At 64.7% G+C, this 14,072-nt stretch carries 19 protein-coding genes; 11 read left to right on the top strand and 8 right to left on the bottom strand.

Annotation, left to right across the window (positions count from 1 at the left end):
- Window positions 1-92 precede the first annotated feature (92 nt).
- Together RB2654_RS02755 and grxD are read left to right on the top strand one after the other, a co-directional pair.
- Entirely contained in the window at window positions 93-335 is a 243-nt protein-coding gene (locus tag RB2654_RS02755; RefSeq protein ID WP_008328399.1) for a BolA/IbaG family iron-sulfur metabolism protein, read from the top strand.
- A gap of 23 nt (window positions 336-358) precedes the next feature.
- Window positions 359-718, top strand: coding sequence for a Grx4 family monothiol glutaredoxin (grxD, locus tag RB2654_RS02750; RefSeq protein WP_008328398.1), 360 nt, complete (start codon window positions 359-361; stop codon window positions 716-718).
- A gap of 288 nt (window positions 719-1,006) precedes the next feature.
- On the opposite strand, the gene RB2654_RS02745 is transcribed toward grxD, so the two are convergent.
- Both RB2654_RS02745 and RB2654_RS02740 read right to left on the bottom strand, forming a co-directional pair.
- Window positions 1,007-1,372: a cell division protein ZapA gene (locus RB2654_RS02745; protein ID WP_008328396.1), complete on the bottom strand. Its 366-nt coding sequence runs from the start codon at window positions 1,370-1,372 to the stop codon at window positions 1,007-1,009.
- A gap of 1 nt (window position 1,373) precedes the next feature.
- A complete protein-coding gene (locus RB2654_RS02740; RefSeq protein WP_008328394.1) occupies window positions 1,374-1,868 on the bottom strand; it encodes a hypothetical protein in 495 nt (164 codons plus the stop codon).
- A gap of 224 nt (window positions 1,869-2,092) precedes the next feature.
- Between RB2654_RS02740 and tkt the strand changes: the two genes are divergently transcribed.
- Window positions 2,093-4,114 (top strand): transketolase, encoded by a 2,022-nt coding sequence (gene tkt / locus RB2654_RS02735; RefSeq protein ID WP_040885394.1) that lies wholly within the window; start codon window positions 2,093-2,095, stop codon window positions 4,112-4,114.
- Between the two features lie 60 nt (window positions 4,115-4,174).
- Here the strand turns inward: tkt and RB2654_RS02730 are convergent, their stop codons facing one another.
- Window positions 4,175-4,858, bottom strand: coding sequence for a L,D-transpeptidase (locus RB2654_RS02730; protein WP_040884317.1), 684 nt, complete (start codon window positions 4,856-4,858; stop codon window positions 4,175-4,177).
- 57 nt (window positions 4,859-4,915) lie between these two features.
- Window positions 4,916-5,257, bottom strand: a complete 342-nt coding sequence (locus RB2654_RS02725; protein WP_008328387.1) for a hypothetical protein — start codon at window positions 5,255-5,257, stop codon at window positions 4,916-4,918.
- Window positions 5,258-5,397: 140 nt separating this feature from the next.
- Here RB2654_RS02725 and RB2654_RS02720 point away from each other — a divergent pair, with 140 nt between their 5' ends.
- The gene (locus tag RB2654_RS02720) at window positions 5,398-5,943 is read left to right on the top strand and encodes a hypothetical protein (protein WP_008328386.1); all 546 of its coding nucleotides are present in this window, start codon (window positions 5,398-5,400) and stop codon (window positions 5,941-5,943) included.
- Window positions 5,944-5,955: 12 nt separating this feature from the next.
- Here RB2654_RS02720 and RB2654_RS02715 read toward each other — a convergent pair whose 3' ends face one another.
- Entirely contained in the window at window positions 5,956-6,933 is a 978-nt protein-coding gene (locus tag RB2654_RS02715) for a DUF808 domain-containing protein (RefSeq protein WP_008328384.1), read from the bottom strand.
- Between the two features lie 282 nt (window positions 6,934-7,215).
- On the opposite strand from RB2654_RS02715, the gene gap (RB2654_RS02710) reads away from it, so the two are divergent.
- From gap (RB2654_RS02710) to RB2654_RS23660, 7 genes are all read left to right on the top strand, one after another.
- Window positions 7,216-8,211 carry a type I glyceraldehyde-3-phosphate dehydrogenase gene (gene gap, locus RB2654_RS02710; protein ID WP_008328383.1) on the top strand — a complete coding sequence of 332 codons (996 nt, stop codon included), beginning with the start codon at window positions 7,216-7,218 and terminating at the stop codon, window positions 8,209-8,211.
- A gap of 189 nt (window positions 8,212-8,400) precedes the next feature.
- A complete protein-coding gene (locus RB2654_RS23275; protein WP_154653302.1) occupies window positions 8,401-8,577 on the top strand; it encodes a hypothetical protein in 177 nt (58 codons plus the stop codon).
- A gap of 53 nt (window positions 8,578-8,630) precedes the next feature.
- Window positions 8,631-8,774, top strand: a complete 144-nt coding sequence (locus RB2654_RS02705; protein ID WP_008328382.1) for a hypothetical protein — start codon at window positions 8,631-8,633, stop codon at window positions 8,772-8,774.
- 140 nt (window positions 8,775-8,914) lie between these two features.
- Window positions 8,915-9,913, top strand: a complete 999-nt coding sequence (gene gap, locus RB2654_RS02700; protein ID WP_008328381.1) for a type I glyceraldehyde-3-phosphate dehydrogenase — start codon at window positions 8,915-8,917, stop codon at window positions 9,911-9,913.
- A gap of 84 nt (window positions 9,914-9,997) precedes the next feature.
- A complete protein-coding gene (locus RB2654_RS02695; protein WP_008328380.1) occupies window positions 9,998-10,624 on the top strand; it encodes a MarC family protein in 627 nt (208 codons plus the stop codon).
- Between the two features lie 78 nt (window positions 10,625-10,702).
- Complete coding sequence (locus RB2654_RS02690; RefSeq protein WP_008328379.1) at window positions 10,703-11,662, top strand: alpha/beta fold hydrolase; 960 nt, start codon at window positions 10,703-10,705, stop codon at window positions 11,660-11,662.
- Window positions 11,663-11,767: 105 nt separating this feature from the next.
- A complete protein-coding gene (locus tag RB2654_RS23660; RefSeq protein ID WP_187432394.1) occupies window positions 11,768-11,929 on the top strand; it encodes a DUF1127 domain-containing protein in 162 nt (53 codons plus the stop codon).
- Here the strand turns inward: RB2654_RS23660 and coaD are convergent, their stop codons facing one another.
- The 3 genes from coaD to RB2654_RS02675 all read right to left on the bottom strand — a co-directional run bounded on the left by coaD (window position 11,930) and on the right by RB2654_RS02675 (window position 13,978).
- A complete protein-coding gene (gene coaD / locus RB2654_RS02685) occupies window positions 11,930-12,427 on the bottom strand; it encodes a pantetheine-phosphate adenylyltransferase (protein ID WP_008328376.1) in 498 nt (165 codons plus the stop codon).
- Between the two features lie 151 nt (window positions 12,428-12,578).
- Window positions 12,579-13,013 (bottom strand): CBS domain-containing protein, encoded by a 435-nt coding sequence (locus RB2654_RS02680; protein ID WP_008328374.1) that lies wholly within the window; start codon window positions 13,011-13,013, stop codon window positions 12,579-12,581.
- Window positions 13,014-13,081: 68 nt separating this feature from the next.
- Window positions 13,082-13,978 carry a LysR family transcriptional regulator gene (locus RB2654_RS02675; protein ID WP_008328373.1) on the bottom strand — a complete coding sequence of 299 codons (897 nt, stop codon included), beginning with the start codon at window positions 13,976-13,978 and terminating at the stop codon, window positions 13,082-13,084.
- Window positions 13,979-14,072: the final 94 nt, after the last annotated feature.

Raw genomic sequence — 14,072 nt, 5'->3', positions numbered from 1 at the left:
AGCGCACAGCCCCCGCCGGACCTCCACCCTTGCAGCGCCCGCGCACGCAATCTACATCATGGATGAGAAACACCGCTGGGAGACAGAACTTCATGGCCATGGAAGGATCGGAAATCGAGGCGCTCATCCGTGAGACCTTTCCGAACGCAAAGATCACGATCACCGACCTTGCCGGCGACGGCAATCACTGGGCGGCGGAAGTGATCGACGAAAGCTTCAAGGGCATGAACCGGGTGCAACAGCAGCGGGCCGTCTATGCCTCGCTCAAGGGCAAGATGGACGGGCCGAACGGCGACCTCCACGCGCTTGCGCTCACCACCAAGGCTCCCGCCTGAGACGCGCGACAAGGACAGACAACATGACCGCAGAAGACACCATCAAATCCACCGTCACCTCGAACGACGTGGTGCTCTACATGAAGGGCACCAAGGAAATGCCGCAATGCGGGTTCTCGTCCCGCGTGGCCGGGGTGCTTAACTTCATGGGCGTCGAATTCACCGACGTCAACGTGCTGGCCGACGACCAGATCCGTCAGGGCATCAAGGATTACTCGGACTGGCCGACGATCCCGCAGCTCTACGTGAAGGGCGAATTCGTCGGCGGCTGCGACATCATCACCGAGATGACGCTGTCGGGCGAGTTGGACAAGCTTTTCGACGACGAAGGCATCACCTACTCGAAAAAAGCCGCCGAAAAGATCCGCGAAGCGAACGGCTGACCGAACGCGAGACCCGTGAGTCGATGACGGGTCAAGGATGCCGCAGGCACCGCGCCCCGGCGCGGCTTGTCCTTGACGCGGCGGCGACTCGCACCACACTCGACATCGCGCCTTGAGGGGCAGATCTGCTCCTCAAGCGCTTCCCCAGCAAAATCCACGACACATCCGCACGCAGAACGCGGGGGGCAAGAGCGCCCGCCGCGTGTTTCTGCCGCAGGCGGAGACGCGCAAGACCTGCGCGCGGGCCAGCCCGCGCACAGCTTGCTTCATCCGATCGGGTAACCGTGTTCAGCCGATCTTTTCGTCGACCTGCGCCGCGATGGCCTCGGCCCGCGCGGCGAGTTCGGCCAGCGTGTCGCGCACCGAGGCCGGGCCCTCGCCCGCGGCCGCCCGCGCTTCGATGAGTTCCGCCTCGAGCGCCGCGATCTTCTTTTCCGCCAGCCGCAGATTGTCCTCGAACCCGGCGGTCTTGTCGGCGAGCAGAAGCCCGGCCATCAGAAGCATCCGGCTTTCGGTCAGGTGGCGGATCTGGCTCACCATGACCTGCGCTTCGTTGTCCAGCATGGCGGCGGCGGACTTCAGGAAGTGCTCTTCGCCCTCGGCACAGGCCACTTCGAATTCGCGACCGCCCACGGTGATGTTCACGTCAGGCATCTCAGGCCCCTCCCGTCTCGGCTGCGTCGATCATCGCGTCCAGCTCGCCCAGAACCGAGTCGAGTTCTGCCCGATCCGCCGACTGCGCGGCCCGCAGCGCGTCGAGTTCCGCCATCATCGACTTGTTCACCAGATGCGGCTCCGCCACGCCCGCTGAAATCGCCTCGCGCAGGGCCGCGTTGTTCGACCTGAGTTCGGCATTGACCCGCGCCAGCCGCGCGACCGTCTCTTCCTGCGTGGCGAGAAGGCGCGTCAGGCGCTCCACCTCGCCCGCCAGCGTCTCGACCGTCGAATCCTGTTTCTCCCGGATCGACCGCACGCGGTCTTCGAGTTGCGCATTCGCCGTGCGTTCCTCGTCCAGCTGCGCGCGCAGGGCCAACACCTCGGCCGTGTCCCCTTCGCTTTCCGGCGCCGCCTGCCCGAGATAGTCGAGCCCCGACCCGATCCGGTCGAGCGCATTGGCGATGCGGGATTGAAGCTCGGAAATATCGCTCATGCTCCGCCTGTCCTTGTTTGTCCTGTTGGAGACTTTGCCTGCCCGCGTCCTGTCACGCAACCGTGCCGCGAATCGCGTATGGCCCAGCCTCGCCTCGATCCTATCGCAACGATTGGCCGATTGCGCCCCCTTTGGCGTCAACCACTTGGGATGCGCGCTTGATCTTGCCCCGAGGGCTGCTAAGAGAGCCGGACAGCGCTAACGACCAGCAAAGGATGGCCGACGTGGACATTCCCGCCCTTCGCGAAAAACACCCTGACCACTGGATGAAAGCCGCCGCCCTGCGGATGCTTGCCGTGGATGCCGTCCAGGCGGCGAACTCCGGTCACCCCGGCATGCCGATGGGCATGGCCGACGTGGCGACCGTGCTGTTCGAAAAGCACCTGAAATTCGATCCCTCGCGCCCCGACTGGCCCGACCGTGACCGGTTCGTCCTCTCGGCAGGCCACGGCTCGATGCTGATCTACGGTCTTTTGCACCTGACCGGCTACGCCGACATGACGATCGACGAGATCAAGAATTTCCGCCAGTGGGGCGCCAAGACCGCCGGCCACCCGGAATACGGTCACGCCAAGGGCATCGAGACGACGACCGGCCCGCTGGGTCAGGGTCTTTCGACCGCCGTGGGCATGGCGATGGCCGAAGAAATGCTGCGCGCGCGCTTCGGCCGCAAGGTGCAGGATCACTACACCTACGTCATCGCCGGTGACGGCTGCCTCATGGAAGGCATCAGCCAGGAAGCCATCGGGCTTGCGGGCCGTCAGAAGCTGTCGAAGCTGATCGTTCTTTGGGACAACAACAACATCTCGATCGACGGCGAGATTTCGATGTCGGACATCACCGACCAGAAGGGCCGCTTCAAGGCGTCGGGCTGGCAGGTTCTCGCCTGCGACGGCCACGATCCCGAAGACATCGACCGCGCGCTGACCGAAGCGAAGAAGTCGAAGAAGCCCACGCTGATCGACTGCAAGACCCACATCGGTTTCGGCTCGTCCAAGCAGGACAGCGCCAAGGCGCATGGCTCGCCGCTGGGGGATGAAGAAATCGCGAAGCTGCGCGACACCTACGGCTGGCCGCATGCCGCCTTCGTCATCCCGAACGACGTGGCCGACCAGTGGAAAGCCATCGGCGAGCGCGGCGCAGCGGATCGGCGCGACTGGGAAGGCCGGGTGGCCGAACTGTCCGAGCAGCGGCAAAAGGAAATCGCCCGCGTCTTCGCGCTCGAAGCCCCGAAGAAGCTTTCGGCCCGCATCAAGGCGCTGAAAAAGCAGATTTCCGAGGAAGCGCCGAAGGTCGCGACCCGCAAGTCGTCTGAAATGGTGCTCGAGGTCGTGAACCCGATCATGCCGGAGAACATCGGCGGCTCGGCGGACCTGACGGGCTCGAACAACACGCTCACCGCCGACCTCGGCATCTTCGACGAGAAGAACCGCAAGGGCCGCTACGTGCATTACGGCATCCGTGAACACGGCATGGCCGCCGCGATGAACGGTCTGGTCCTGCACGGCGGCATCCGCCCCTATGGCGGCACCTTCATGGCCTTCACCGATTACGCGCGCGGTGCGATCCGCCTGTCGTCGCTGATGGGCATTCCGGTGACCTACGTCATGACCCACGACTCGATCGGTCTGGGCGAAGACGGTCCGACCCACCAGCCGGTCGAACATCTGGCGATCTGGCGTGCGACGCCGAACACCTGGACCTTCCGGCCCTGCGACACGGTCGAGACCGCCGAGGCCTGGGAACTGGCGCTGACCTCGCAGAACACGCCGTCCTGCATGGCGCTTTCGCGTCAGGGCCTGCCGACGCTGCGCACCGAGCACAAGAACTCCAACCTCACCGCCAAGGGCGCCTATGTGCTGGCCGAGGCCGAGGGCAAGCGTCAGGCGATCCTGATGGCCACGGGTTCGGAAGTCGAGATCGCGATGAAAGCGCGGGATCTGCTGCAAGAGGCCGGGATCGGAACCCGTGTGGTTTCAGTGCCTTGCATGGAACTCTTCGCAGCGCAGGACGAAAGCTATCGTCGCAAGGTGCTGCCTGCCGGTCCCGTTCGCGTGGGCATCGAAGCTGCGCTGCGCGACTGTGGTTGGGACCGCTGGCTCCTGGGCGAGCGCGGGCGTGAAAACCGTCAGGCCTTCGTCGGGATGGAGGGCTTCGGCGCTTCCGCCCCCGCCCCCACGATCTACTCGGAAATGGGCATCACCGCCGAGAACGTGGTCGAGAAGGTCAAGGCGCTCATCGCCTGATCCGGCCCCGTTTCCGAGACGATCCAACGCCCCCGCAGTCCGCTGCGGGGGCGTTTTCGTTCACAGCACGCGCACGCCCGCAGGCTCACGCGATGGCAGAACCTCGACATCCGCGCCGTGAACGGCCTTTTCCTGCAAATGGATCACGTCCTGATCGAGCATTCGGATGCAGCCGGACGACACCGCCTGCCCCAACTCGCGCGCCGAGGCGTCGCCGTGGATGCGGTAGAGCGTATCGACCCCGTCATCGAACAGGTAAAGCGCCCGTGCGCCCATCGGGTTGCCCGGCCCCGGCTCCATACCGCCCTTTCGCCATGAATATTGGGCAAGCTCCGGTTTCCGCTCGATCATTGCGTCCGGCACCTTCCAGCGCGGCCAGTCGCGCCAGAACTGAAGCCGTGCGATGCCCGCCCACGCGAAGCCCGCCGCGCCGACACTGACGCCATAGCGCGTGGCGGTCTCCGGCGTGTCGACGAAGTAGAGCCGCGCCTCGTTCGGGTCGACCACGATGGTCCCGCGCGGGCGGTTGGGCCACGGATTCGCGACCTCCTGCCGCCAGAGCGACGGGTGAACGACGCCCTCCTCGACGGCTGGGATCGGATAGGGTTCGTCGGTGATCGGACCGTAGAAGTCCGGCAAGGGCGGGATGGTGGGCTCGGGTGCCTCGAGGACGGTTTCGGGTCGCGCGCAGGCGGCAAGGCCAAGCGCCGCGCTCCCCGTAAGGAACATGCGTCGGGTCAGCATGAAAATAACTCCGTAAGATTGGGTCAGAAGACGTGCAGGCGCACGTCGGCTCGGCAATCAGACGAAGCGTGGGGGGCCGGTGTCGGGGGCATCCGTGGGCCGGGCGGCGATGCGCGCTGAGTCGGGACGGATCAGGCCCCGCTGGCCTTCGGGCGTGGAAATGTCGGTCTCGTCAGGCAGCGTAGCGTGAAAACAGGGCGCACCCGGCAGGGTCGCCGTCCGGCATTTGTGGGTCACCCCGCTCGCGCGGGCGACGGTGCTTTGCTGGTGACTGACCGCGACCGCTTGAACGGTCGCGACCTCGCCCGCCCCACGCGCCTCGGCCAGCCGCAGCGCCGCCCCCCATGGAAGGACGAGCACGACCATGAGCATCAATGCGATATGGCGGGCGAACGACATGCCCCTTCCTTTCGCCTGAGTCCGTGCCTGTCCACCCGTCCGCGCGCGTTTTTCGCTCTGTTCACGGCTTTTTGCCCTGCCCCCGCGCAAGGCCCCATCCTGTGCTATGCTCGGCGAGAGACACCGCAGCGGGGACCACAATGCGCATTGCCGACAAGACCGAGACGAAGCTCGTCCTCTATGACGATCAGCGCGACAAGAAGGTCGGGCTGATCGCGGCGAGTGTCGTGCTTGCTGGCGGCGCGCTGGTCATGGCGTGGGAGGGGTTCTGGGAGCCGCTGGGGGTCGTCGCCGCGCTTATCGTCGCGGCCTACCTCTACTGGCGGCGTACGCGTATGACCTCGACCTTCACGCTGGACCGGGAGGCCGACTGCGTCGATCTGGTGGTCACGGACCGCACCGGGACGAAAAACTGGCATTGGCCCCTCAGCGACGTCGAGACGGCGCAGATCAGCACCGTCGGCGCGCAGGGGACCGACACGGGCACCGCGCGGCCCAACCTGATCCTCAAGGACGGCACCCGCGTTCCGATGCGCCCCTACCACGCGGCGGGCGGCCAGAACTGGCACGCAGTGGCGGCGGTGAAGCTGTTTCTGGGCCAGGACCTCGACGATGCGCCCGTCGGATGGATCACACCGACCGCGTTCGACGAATTCTTCGCCGAAGAGCTGAAGCGGCACTACTAGTGACGTGATGCTTTAGTGCGCTTCGGCCTTGTTGCCCGTCACGGCCCCGATCAGCGGGCCGACGATGCGCGTGGCGACCGGGATCAGGATCAGACCGAGAAGGAACCCGATCACCCCGTCCTGCGCTGCCGTGGCGATCCATTCGACCGCGCCGCGCCAGCCCTCCGACACCATCGCGCCCACCGCCACCGCATTGTGATGAACGAAGTCGTAGGGCACGTGCCAGCCCATCTCGTGCAGCCCGTGGACGATGATGTTGCCCCCGACCCAAAGCATCGCGGCGGTGCCGACAATGGTCAGTGCCTTCATGAACTTGGGCATCCCCTTGACCAGCCCGCGCCCCAGCGCACGGGTCAGCCCCAGACGGCCGTTGGACGCCATGGTCAGGCCAAGGTCGTCGGCCTTCACGATCAGCGCGACCGAGCCATAGACCGCCACGGTGATCCCGATGGCGACCACGGCAAGCGCGGCGGCCTCCATCCACACGTTCGACTCGGGCAGCGCAGAGAGTGCGATGGTCATGATCTCGGCCGACAGGATGAAGTCGGTCTTGATCGCGCCTTGCACCTTTTGCTGTTCCAGATGCGCCGGGTCCGGGTTTTCGTGCTGTTTCGGGTCGTGGACGATGTGTTCGCCGGGAAAAAGCGCGTGCCAGATCTTCTCGGCCCCCTCGAAACACAGATAGGCCCCGCCCAGCATCAGAAGCGGCGGGATCGCCCACGGAGCGAAGTTCGCGAGCAGTAGCCCCACGGGCAGAAGGATCAGGAGCTTGTTGCGGATCGACCCCAACGCGATCTTCCCGACGATGGGCAATTCGCGGCTCGCGTCGAAGCCGGTCAGATACTTGGGCGTCACCGCGGCATCGTCGATCACCGCGCCCGCGGCCTTGGACCCCGCCTTGAAGGCCTGCGATGCCACATCGTCCACCGACGAGGCCGCGATCTTCGCGATCCCCGCGACGTCGTCCAAGAGTGCCAGAAGTCCGCTCATACCGCCTCGCCCGTTGTCATTGCCCGGAAAACGTAGCGCCCGGACCCGAAACCGCAAGTCGCGAATCCCCCTCCGGGTTCCCGACCGATCCGCATACAATTGCATGCCGCGTTTGCGTTAACGGTTCCGCTAACGCCCTATCTGAGACATATGTTTTCGCTAACACGCTGGCGGATAACACGAATTTAGGTGGCCGGAACCGCCCCCCTCGCCTATATCAACCGCAGGCAACGGGCCCCTTCGGGCGCGAAGGATCAGGATCGAGTGCAAAGGGGATCAGACATGACCGTCACCGTCGGCATCAACGGCTTCGGGCGCATCGGGCGCTGCACGCTCTCTCACATCGCCCAGTCGGGCCGCAACGACATTCAGGTGGTGAAGGTCAACGCGACCGGCCCGCTCGAGACCGCCGCGCATCTTCTGAAATACGACAGCGTCCATGGACGTTACCCGGACGAGATCCGCATGAACGGCACGACGATGGACATCGGCCGTGGCCCGATGGAAATGATGTCGACCTACGACATGGACGAACTCGACTGGTCCGGCTGCGACGTCGTGCTGGAGTGCACCGGCAACTTCAACGACGGCGAGAAGGCCAAGAAGCACATCGAACGCGGCGCGAAGAAGGTCCTGATCTCCGCCCCAGCCAAGAACGTGCAGAAAACCATCGTCTTCGGCGTGAACGACGAAACGCTGGCATCGAGCGACTACATGATTTCGAACGGGTCGTGCACCACCAACGGTCTCGCCCCGCTCGCCAAGGTGCTGAACGACGCGATCGGTATCGAACGCGGCGTGATGACCACGATCCACAGCTATACCGGCGACCAGCCGACGCTGGACCGCCGCCATTCCGACCTCTATCGCGCCCGCGCGGCGGCGATGGCGATGATCCCGACCACCACGGGTGCCGCCAAGGCGCTTGGCGAAGTCCTCCCCGAACTCGCCGGCAAACTGGACGGGACCGCGCTGCGGGTTCCGACGCCCAACGTCTCCTGCATCGACCTGACCTTCGAGGCCGGAAAGGACGTGACCGTCGAAGACGTGAACGAGGTCGTGCGCGCCGCAGCCGAAGGCAACATGAAAAAGGTTCTGGCCTACGATCCCGAGCCGAAGGTGTCGGTCGATTTCAACCACACCGAGTTCAGCTCGATCTTCGCACCCGACCAGACCCGCGTGGTGGGCCGCACGGTCCGCGTTCTGGCATGGTACGACAACGAATGGGGCTTCTCGGCGCGTATGGCCGACGTGGCCGCGACGATGGGCCAGCTCTGATCCGACGCCTCTACGCCTGACGAAGAAGCCCCGGTCCTGCGCCGGGGCTTTTTCGTTGTCCGACCTCAAGTGGGACGCTCGCCCACCTCTCATCTCGCCTGCTCTTGGAAAATCCGATGGTCTCGTCGATAATGCTGCGATAGACCGCGCATTCCGGGGGGCGGGAACCCAGAGGGATCGGGGGCCGAGATGGCGAAGAAAAAGCTGCGATTGTTCCGGTGCAAGTGCAACCACGCATTGCGCTATGGCACGTCGACCTGTTCGTACTGCTTTTCCCCGACACCGTGGCGCAACCGGATCTGGTTCCCCGTGCTCCCGGTCGCGCTCGTCGCCCTCGCGGTGCTGTACCTATCGCCGCTCGGCTGACCGACGTCGGTTTTTTCTTGCCGCGCAACGCCCTTTCGGCAACAACCACAGCGATGACGAACCGCCTTGCCCTGATCCTGTTCCTGCTGATCGTCGGCTGCATCGTCGCGGATTTCACGCTGAACGACGGTGACGCGACCCTGTTCCTCGGCAAGGAAATGTTCGAATTTCTCGACTGGATCGCCTTCTGGCGGTGAATTTTCAGGCAGGTCGCCTGCCCCACCCTTGACCTTTGGATTCAGATGTTGATGTTAGCGGTAACGGCGCGATAGCGTTCGCGTCACTGTGCCTGACCCCTGAGTCCCTCGTTTCGGACCGCCAAAATCGGGAGAATTCCATGACCGTCAAAGTCGCCATCAACGGTTTCGGCCGCATCGGCCGCAATGTCCTGCGCGCGCTCTACGAACAGGGCCGCACCGATATCGAATGCGTCGCGATCAACGACCTCGGCCCGGTCGAAACCAACGCACACCTGCTTCAGTTCGACAGCGTGCACGGCAAGTTCCCGAACGAGGTCAAGGTCGCGGGCAACACCATCGACGCAGGCGCCGGCCCGATCGAGGTGACCGCGATCCGCGACCCGAAGGAGCTTCCGTGGGGCGACGTGGACGTGGTGCTGGAATGCACGGGCATCTTCACCGGGGACAAGGCCAAGGTGCATCTGGAAAACGGCGCTTCGCGTGTGCTGGTCTCGGCCCCCTCGTCGGGTGCCGACAAGACCATCGTCTATGGCGTGAACCATGACACGCTGACCAAGGACGACCTGCATGTCTCGAACGCGTCCTGCACGACGAACTGCCTCGCCCCGGTGGCCAAGGTGCTGAACGACAGTTTCGGCATCAAGCGCGCGTTCATGACCACGATCCACAGCTACACCGGCGACCAGCCGACGCTGGACACGATGCACAAGGATCTCTACCGCGCCCGCGCCGCCGCGATGAGCATGATCCCGACCTCCACGGGTGCGGCCAAGGCGGTGGGGCTCGTCCTGCCCGAACTCAACGGCAAGCTCGACGGCGTGGCGATCCGGGTTCCGACCCCGAACGTCTCCTGCGTCGATCTGACGGCGGAACTGGACCGCGACGTGAGCGTGGACGACATCAACGCCGCGATCATGGCGGCGGCGGACGGCCCGCTGAAGGGCGTGCTGGGTTACACCGACAAGCCGCTGGTGTCGGTCGATTTCAACCACAACCCCAACAGCTCCACCTACGCGCTGGATCAGACCAAGGTGATGGACGGCAACTTCATCCGCATCCTGACCTGGTACGACAACGAGTGGGGGTTCTCGAACCGGATGCTCGACACCGCCGCGGAAATCGGCAAACGGCTGTAATTCACACGAAGTTTCGGCTCGGGTGCTGGACGTCCGGGCCGAACCTGCTATCCGGTCGGAAACCCGCGAACATCAGGACCGACCTTGCCCGACTTTTCCGTCATCCTTCAGGAATTCATCACGTTGTGGGTCGTCATCGACCCCATCGGCACCCTGCCCGTGTTCATTGCGGCGACCGCCGCCATTCCGGCGGCAAAACGGCGCGGCGTGGCGCTGCGCGCGGTGCTAGTGGCGTTCGTCGTCCTGCTCGCCTTCATCATCGTCGGACAACTGGTGCTCGAAGGGCTGGGGCTGGACCTGCAATCGTTCCAGATCGCGGGCGGCATCGTGCTGTTCCTGTTCGCGCTGACCATGATTTTCGGCCCCGGCAAGCCGGAAGCGGAAATGGAAGAGGCCGATCTGGCGCGCAACGTGGCCGTGTTTCCGGTCGCCATGCCCTCCATCGCGTCGCCGGGCGCGATGCTGGCGGTGGTGATCCTGACCGACAACGACCGCTTTTCGGTCGCCCATCAGGTCATGACCTCCGCGCTCATGGCGCTGGTGCTCGCGGTGACGCTGGTGATCCTTCTGGCCGCCGGTCCGATCATGCGCGTGATCGGCCAGACCGGCGCCGCCGTCATCAGCCGTGTCATGGGCATGATCCTTGCGGCCGTTGCCGTGGACGCGGTGCTGAACGGTCTGGTCGGGATCGGCGTCATCGATGCGTTCTAGGCGACGTGGCGTCACACCCGCGAAACGGCGTTCCGCAGAACGGCACCGCCCGCTAGGCTGGCCTGAGGGAGGCCCGCCATGGTTCAAGTCGTCGTCATCATCCTCGCGATCATCGGGGCCGCCATCGGCCTGTGGCTTCTGGGCCAGATGAAACGCACCCGCGTGCTTGCGGCACAGGCCGAGGCGGCGGTTCCGCCCGTGGGGAAATTCCTGACTATCTCGACCGGGCGGCTGCACTATACCGACACCGGAGGAGACGGGCGCCCCGTGATCCTGATACATGGTCTGGGCGGGCAGTTGCGCTCGCTGACCATGACGCTTGCCGAACCGCTTTCACACGACTTCCGGGTGATCGCGCTGGATCGCCCCGGCATGGGCTATTCCGACAGGCCCGAAAGCGCCTCGGCCCGGATCGACGATCAGGCGGGCTATGTCGAGGAACTGATCGACGCGCTGGGGCTGGAGAAGCCGATCCTCATGGGTCATTCGCTGGGCGGCGCGATTTCCTGCGCCACGGCGCTTCGCGCGCCCGACAAGATCGGCGGGCTGGCCCTGATCGCGCCGCTGCTGCGCCCGTCCGAAATGCAGGCGAAAAGCTTCGCGGCCTTGGGGATCACCAATCCAAGGATGCGGCGCTTCGTGGCGCATACGGTCGCGGTGCCGACGAGCGCCAAGAACGCCGACCTGACCCGGACCGAGATTTTCGGCCCCGACCCGGTTCCCGACGGCTACACCGTCAAGGGGGGCGGCCTGCTGTCGCTGAGACCCAAGAGCTTCATCAACACGTCGCGCGACTATTGCGCCGTGGGCGAGGTCATCGTCAAACAGTGGAAACGGTATGACGAGATCACCTGCCCCGTGCGCGTGCTTTATGGCACCGAGGACCGCATCCTCGACTATCGCAAGCAGGGTGTGGAAATGGCGGACCGCTATCCGCATTTCCACCTCGACCTGATTGAGGGCGCGGGCCATATGCTGCCGCTCACGCAGGTGGACAGGACGGTCGAGACGATCCGGGCGGTCGATCGCGCGATCTGATCCGGGTTGCACGTGGATCATGGCGGTTATCGCTAACCGTCATTTGTGCCGCAGCGCGGCATGCCTATCTTTCGGGTGAACGAAACACGCGAACAGGAGGCACCGATGACCGCCTATACCAAACTCAAGACCGCCCTCAGCCAGCACGCCAACTACCGCCGCACGCGCCGCGCCATCGCCGCGCTGCCGCCGGAACTCGCCATCGAAGATCTCGGGCTGAACCCCTACGACGCCAAAAGCATCGCACGGCGTGCGGTTTACGGCTGATCAGCTCCGGCCGAGCTTCTGGTAAAGCCGCTGCTTCACGTCCGGCGTGACGAATTTCGACACGTCGCCGTCGAGCCGGGCGATTTCCTTGACCAGCTTCGAGGCGATCGCCTGATGCTTGAGGTCGGCCATCAGGAACACGGTCTCGATGCTGGCGTCGAGCGCGCGGTTCATGCCGACCATCTGGTATTCGTATTCGAAATCGGTCACGGCGCGCAGGCCGCGCACGATGATCGAAGCGCCGACGTCATAGGCGCAGTTGATGAGCAGGTTCTCGAACGGGTGGGCCACGATCTCGGTCCCGGTCTGCTCGGACAGGGCCGCGCATTCGGCCTCGACCATCTCGACCCGCTCTTCCAGCGTGAACATAGGCCCCTTGTCGCGGTTGATCGCGACGCCGATCACCAGACGGTCGACGAGCGCGCAGGCCCGCTTGATGATGTCGATATGCCCGATGGTGATCGGGTCGAACGTCCCGGGGTAAAGTGCAACACGCATGATCGGCCTCCCTGTCCCGGTGGCACGCAACAATATTGCGCTGGGGAATGCAAGCCGGAAGCGGGACAATCCGGCGCGGGTCGCCGCGAAGCGACCCGATCCTTTTCAAACGCGCCGCCGAAACGCCGGTCCTGCCCCGGAAATCGCCCGGTCAGTAGCCCATAATCATCGATTTGAGGCTTTCGGCCTGCTGGCCCAATTCCTCGAGTCGGGCCTTGACCACGTCACCGATTGACACGAGGCCGACCATTTCGTCGCCATCCATCACCGGCATGTGGCGAAAGCGCCCCTCGGTCATCTTCTGAAGCACCGCGATGGCCCGGTCGCCCGGCACGCAACCGATGAGTTTCTCGGTCATGATCGCCGACACGGGATCGGTCAGGCAGCCGGTGCCCCGCGCACCGAGTTCCCGCACGATGTCACGTTCCGAGACGATGCCCTGCGGATGCACGCCATCCTCGGACACGATCACCGCACCCACCTTTTCCCGCGACAGGATCGCGGACGCATCCGCAACGGACGTATCCTTGGTCACCGTCAGAACACCCTGATTGGCCTTGTCCTTGAGAATCTGGCTGACGAGCATGATTTCCTCCGTGCTGCGGTGTTGGCGCTAACTCCCTGATTTCAGGGTCCTACCGCCACGTCAGCTTGTCAAGTCAGACCTTCGAGCCGCGCCACTTCCGCCTTGAGACCGCTCATGAGCATGTCGGCCACGCGGCTCATCCGTTCGATCCGCGCGTCCCCGGCGTGACGCACGAGATAGAAGCTGCGGGTCAACGACACCTCGTCGGTCAGAACCTTGCGCAGGTTACGGGCGAACGGCAGTGCGAAATCGTGCGCGATGCCCAGCCCGCCGCCTTCGCGCAGCATTCCAAGCTGAACCGAGACCGAATTGGAACCGAGCGTCACCCGGTCGGCCCCGATCTCGGACAGGTAGTCGAGTTCCTTGTCGAAGATCATGTCGGGGATATAGCCGACAATGGGCCGCCCTTCGAGGTCGGCCAGCGTTTCGACCGGCCCGTGTTCCTTGAGATACAGCCGCGCGGCAACGAGGTGCAGGTGATAGTCGGTGATCTTCTGCACCGTCAGTCGGCCCGTGGCGGGGGGCGAAACCGCGATGGCCAGATCGGCCTCCCGTTTCGACAGGTTGATGACGCGGGGCAGCGCGACGATCTGCAATTCGATCTCGGGATGCTCGGCGGCGATCTGGGCGCAGACCTGCGGCAGAAGGAAGTTCGCGCACCCATCCGGCGCGCCGATCCGCACCTGCCCCGACAGCCCCCCGGTGGTGCCCGCCAGCGCCTCGGCCCCGCGCGTGACGGCCTGTTCGGCCTCTTCGGCATGGGCGAGCAGGCGCTGCCCGGCGTCGGTCAGGCCGTAGCCCTGCGGCGACCGGGCGAAAAGCGGTGCGCCCACCACCTCCTCCAGCCGCGAAACGCGCCGTCCGACGGTGGCCGGGTCGCGTTTCAGCACCCTGCCCGCCGCTGACAGACTTTCCCCGCGCGCCACCGCCAGAAAGATGCGAAGATCGTCCCAGTCGAGATCCATGCCCACCCCTTGCAGAATTGCAATACGTTTTGAAATGTTGCCGCTTTGCGCCGCAAAATTGCAAGGATATTCTCGCGCCAGCTTTAGAGGAGGA

This window comes from Maritimibacter alkaliphilus HTCC2654, assembly GCF_000152805.1.
GTDB classification, from domain to species: Bacteria; Pseudomonadota; Alphaproteobacteria; order Rhodobacterales; family Rhodobacteraceae; genus Maritimibacter; species Maritimibacter alkaliphilus.
This window is presented reverse-complemented; position numbering and strand designations above follow the sequence as displayed.

Coding starts and splice junctions, on each gene's coding strand:
- RB2654_RS02755 (WP_008328399.1), top strand. CDS start 93: ATGGCCATGGAAGGATCGGAAATCGAGGCGCTCATCCGTGAGACCTTT.
- grxD (WP_008328398.1), top strand. CDS start 359: ATGACCGCAGAAGACACCATCAAATCCACCGTCACCTCGAACGACGTG.
- RB2654_RS02745 (WP_008328396.1), bottom strand. CDS start 1,372: ATGCCTGACGTGAACATCACCGTGGGCGGTCGCGAATTCGAAGTGGCC.
- RB2654_RS02740 (WP_008328394.1), bottom strand. CDS start 1,868: ATGAGCGATATTTCCGAGCTTCAATCCCGCATCGCCAATGCGCTCGAC.
- RB2654_RS02730 (WP_040884317.1), bottom strand. CDS start 4,858: ATGCTGACCCGACGCATGTTCCTTACGGGGAGCGCGGCGCTTGGCCTT.
- RB2654_RS02725 (WP_008328387.1), bottom strand. CDS start 5,257: ATGTCGTTCGCCCGCCATATCGCATTGATGCTCATGGTCGTGCTCGTC.
- RB2654_RS02720 (WP_008328386.1), top strand. CDS start 5,398: ATGCGCATTGCCGACAAGACCGAGACGAAGCTCGTCCTCTATGACGAT.
- RB2654_RS02715 (WP_008328384.1), bottom strand. CDS start 6,933: ATGAGCGGACTTCTGGCACTCTTGGACGACGTCGCGGGGATCGCGAAG.
- gap (WP_008328383.1), top strand. CDS start 7,216: ATGACCGTCACCGTCGGCATCAACGGCTTCGGGCGCATCGGGCGCTGC.
- RB2654_RS23275 (WP_154653302.1), top strand. CDS start 8,401: ATGGCGAAGAAAAAGCTGCGATTGTTCCGGTGCAAGTGCAACCACGCA.
- RB2654_RS02705 (WP_008328382.1), top strand. CDS start 8,631: ATGACGAACCGCCTTGCCCTGATCCTGTTCCTGCTGATCGTCGGCTGC.
- gap (WP_008328381.1), top strand. CDS start 8,915: ATGACCGTCAAAGTCGCCATCAACGGTTTCGGCCGCATCGGCCGCAAT.
- RB2654_RS02690 (WP_008328379.1), top strand. CDS start 10,703: ATGGTTCAAGTCGTCGTCATCATCCTCGCGATCATCGGGGCCGCCATC.
- RB2654_RS23660 (WP_187432394.1), top strand. CDS start 11,768: ATGACCGCCTATACCAAACTCAAGACCGCCCTCAGCCAGCACGCCAAC.
- coaD (WP_008328376.1), bottom strand. CDS start 12,427: ATGCGTGTTGCACTTTACCCCGGGACGTTCGACCCGATCACCATCGGG.
- RB2654_RS02680 (WP_008328374.1), bottom strand. CDS start 13,013: ATGCTCGTCAGCCAGATTCTCAAGGACAAGGCCAATCAGGGTGTTCTG.
- RB2654_RS02675 (WP_008328373.1), bottom strand. CDS start 13,978: ATGGATCTCGACTGGGACGATCTTCGCATCTTTCTGGCGGTGGCGCGC.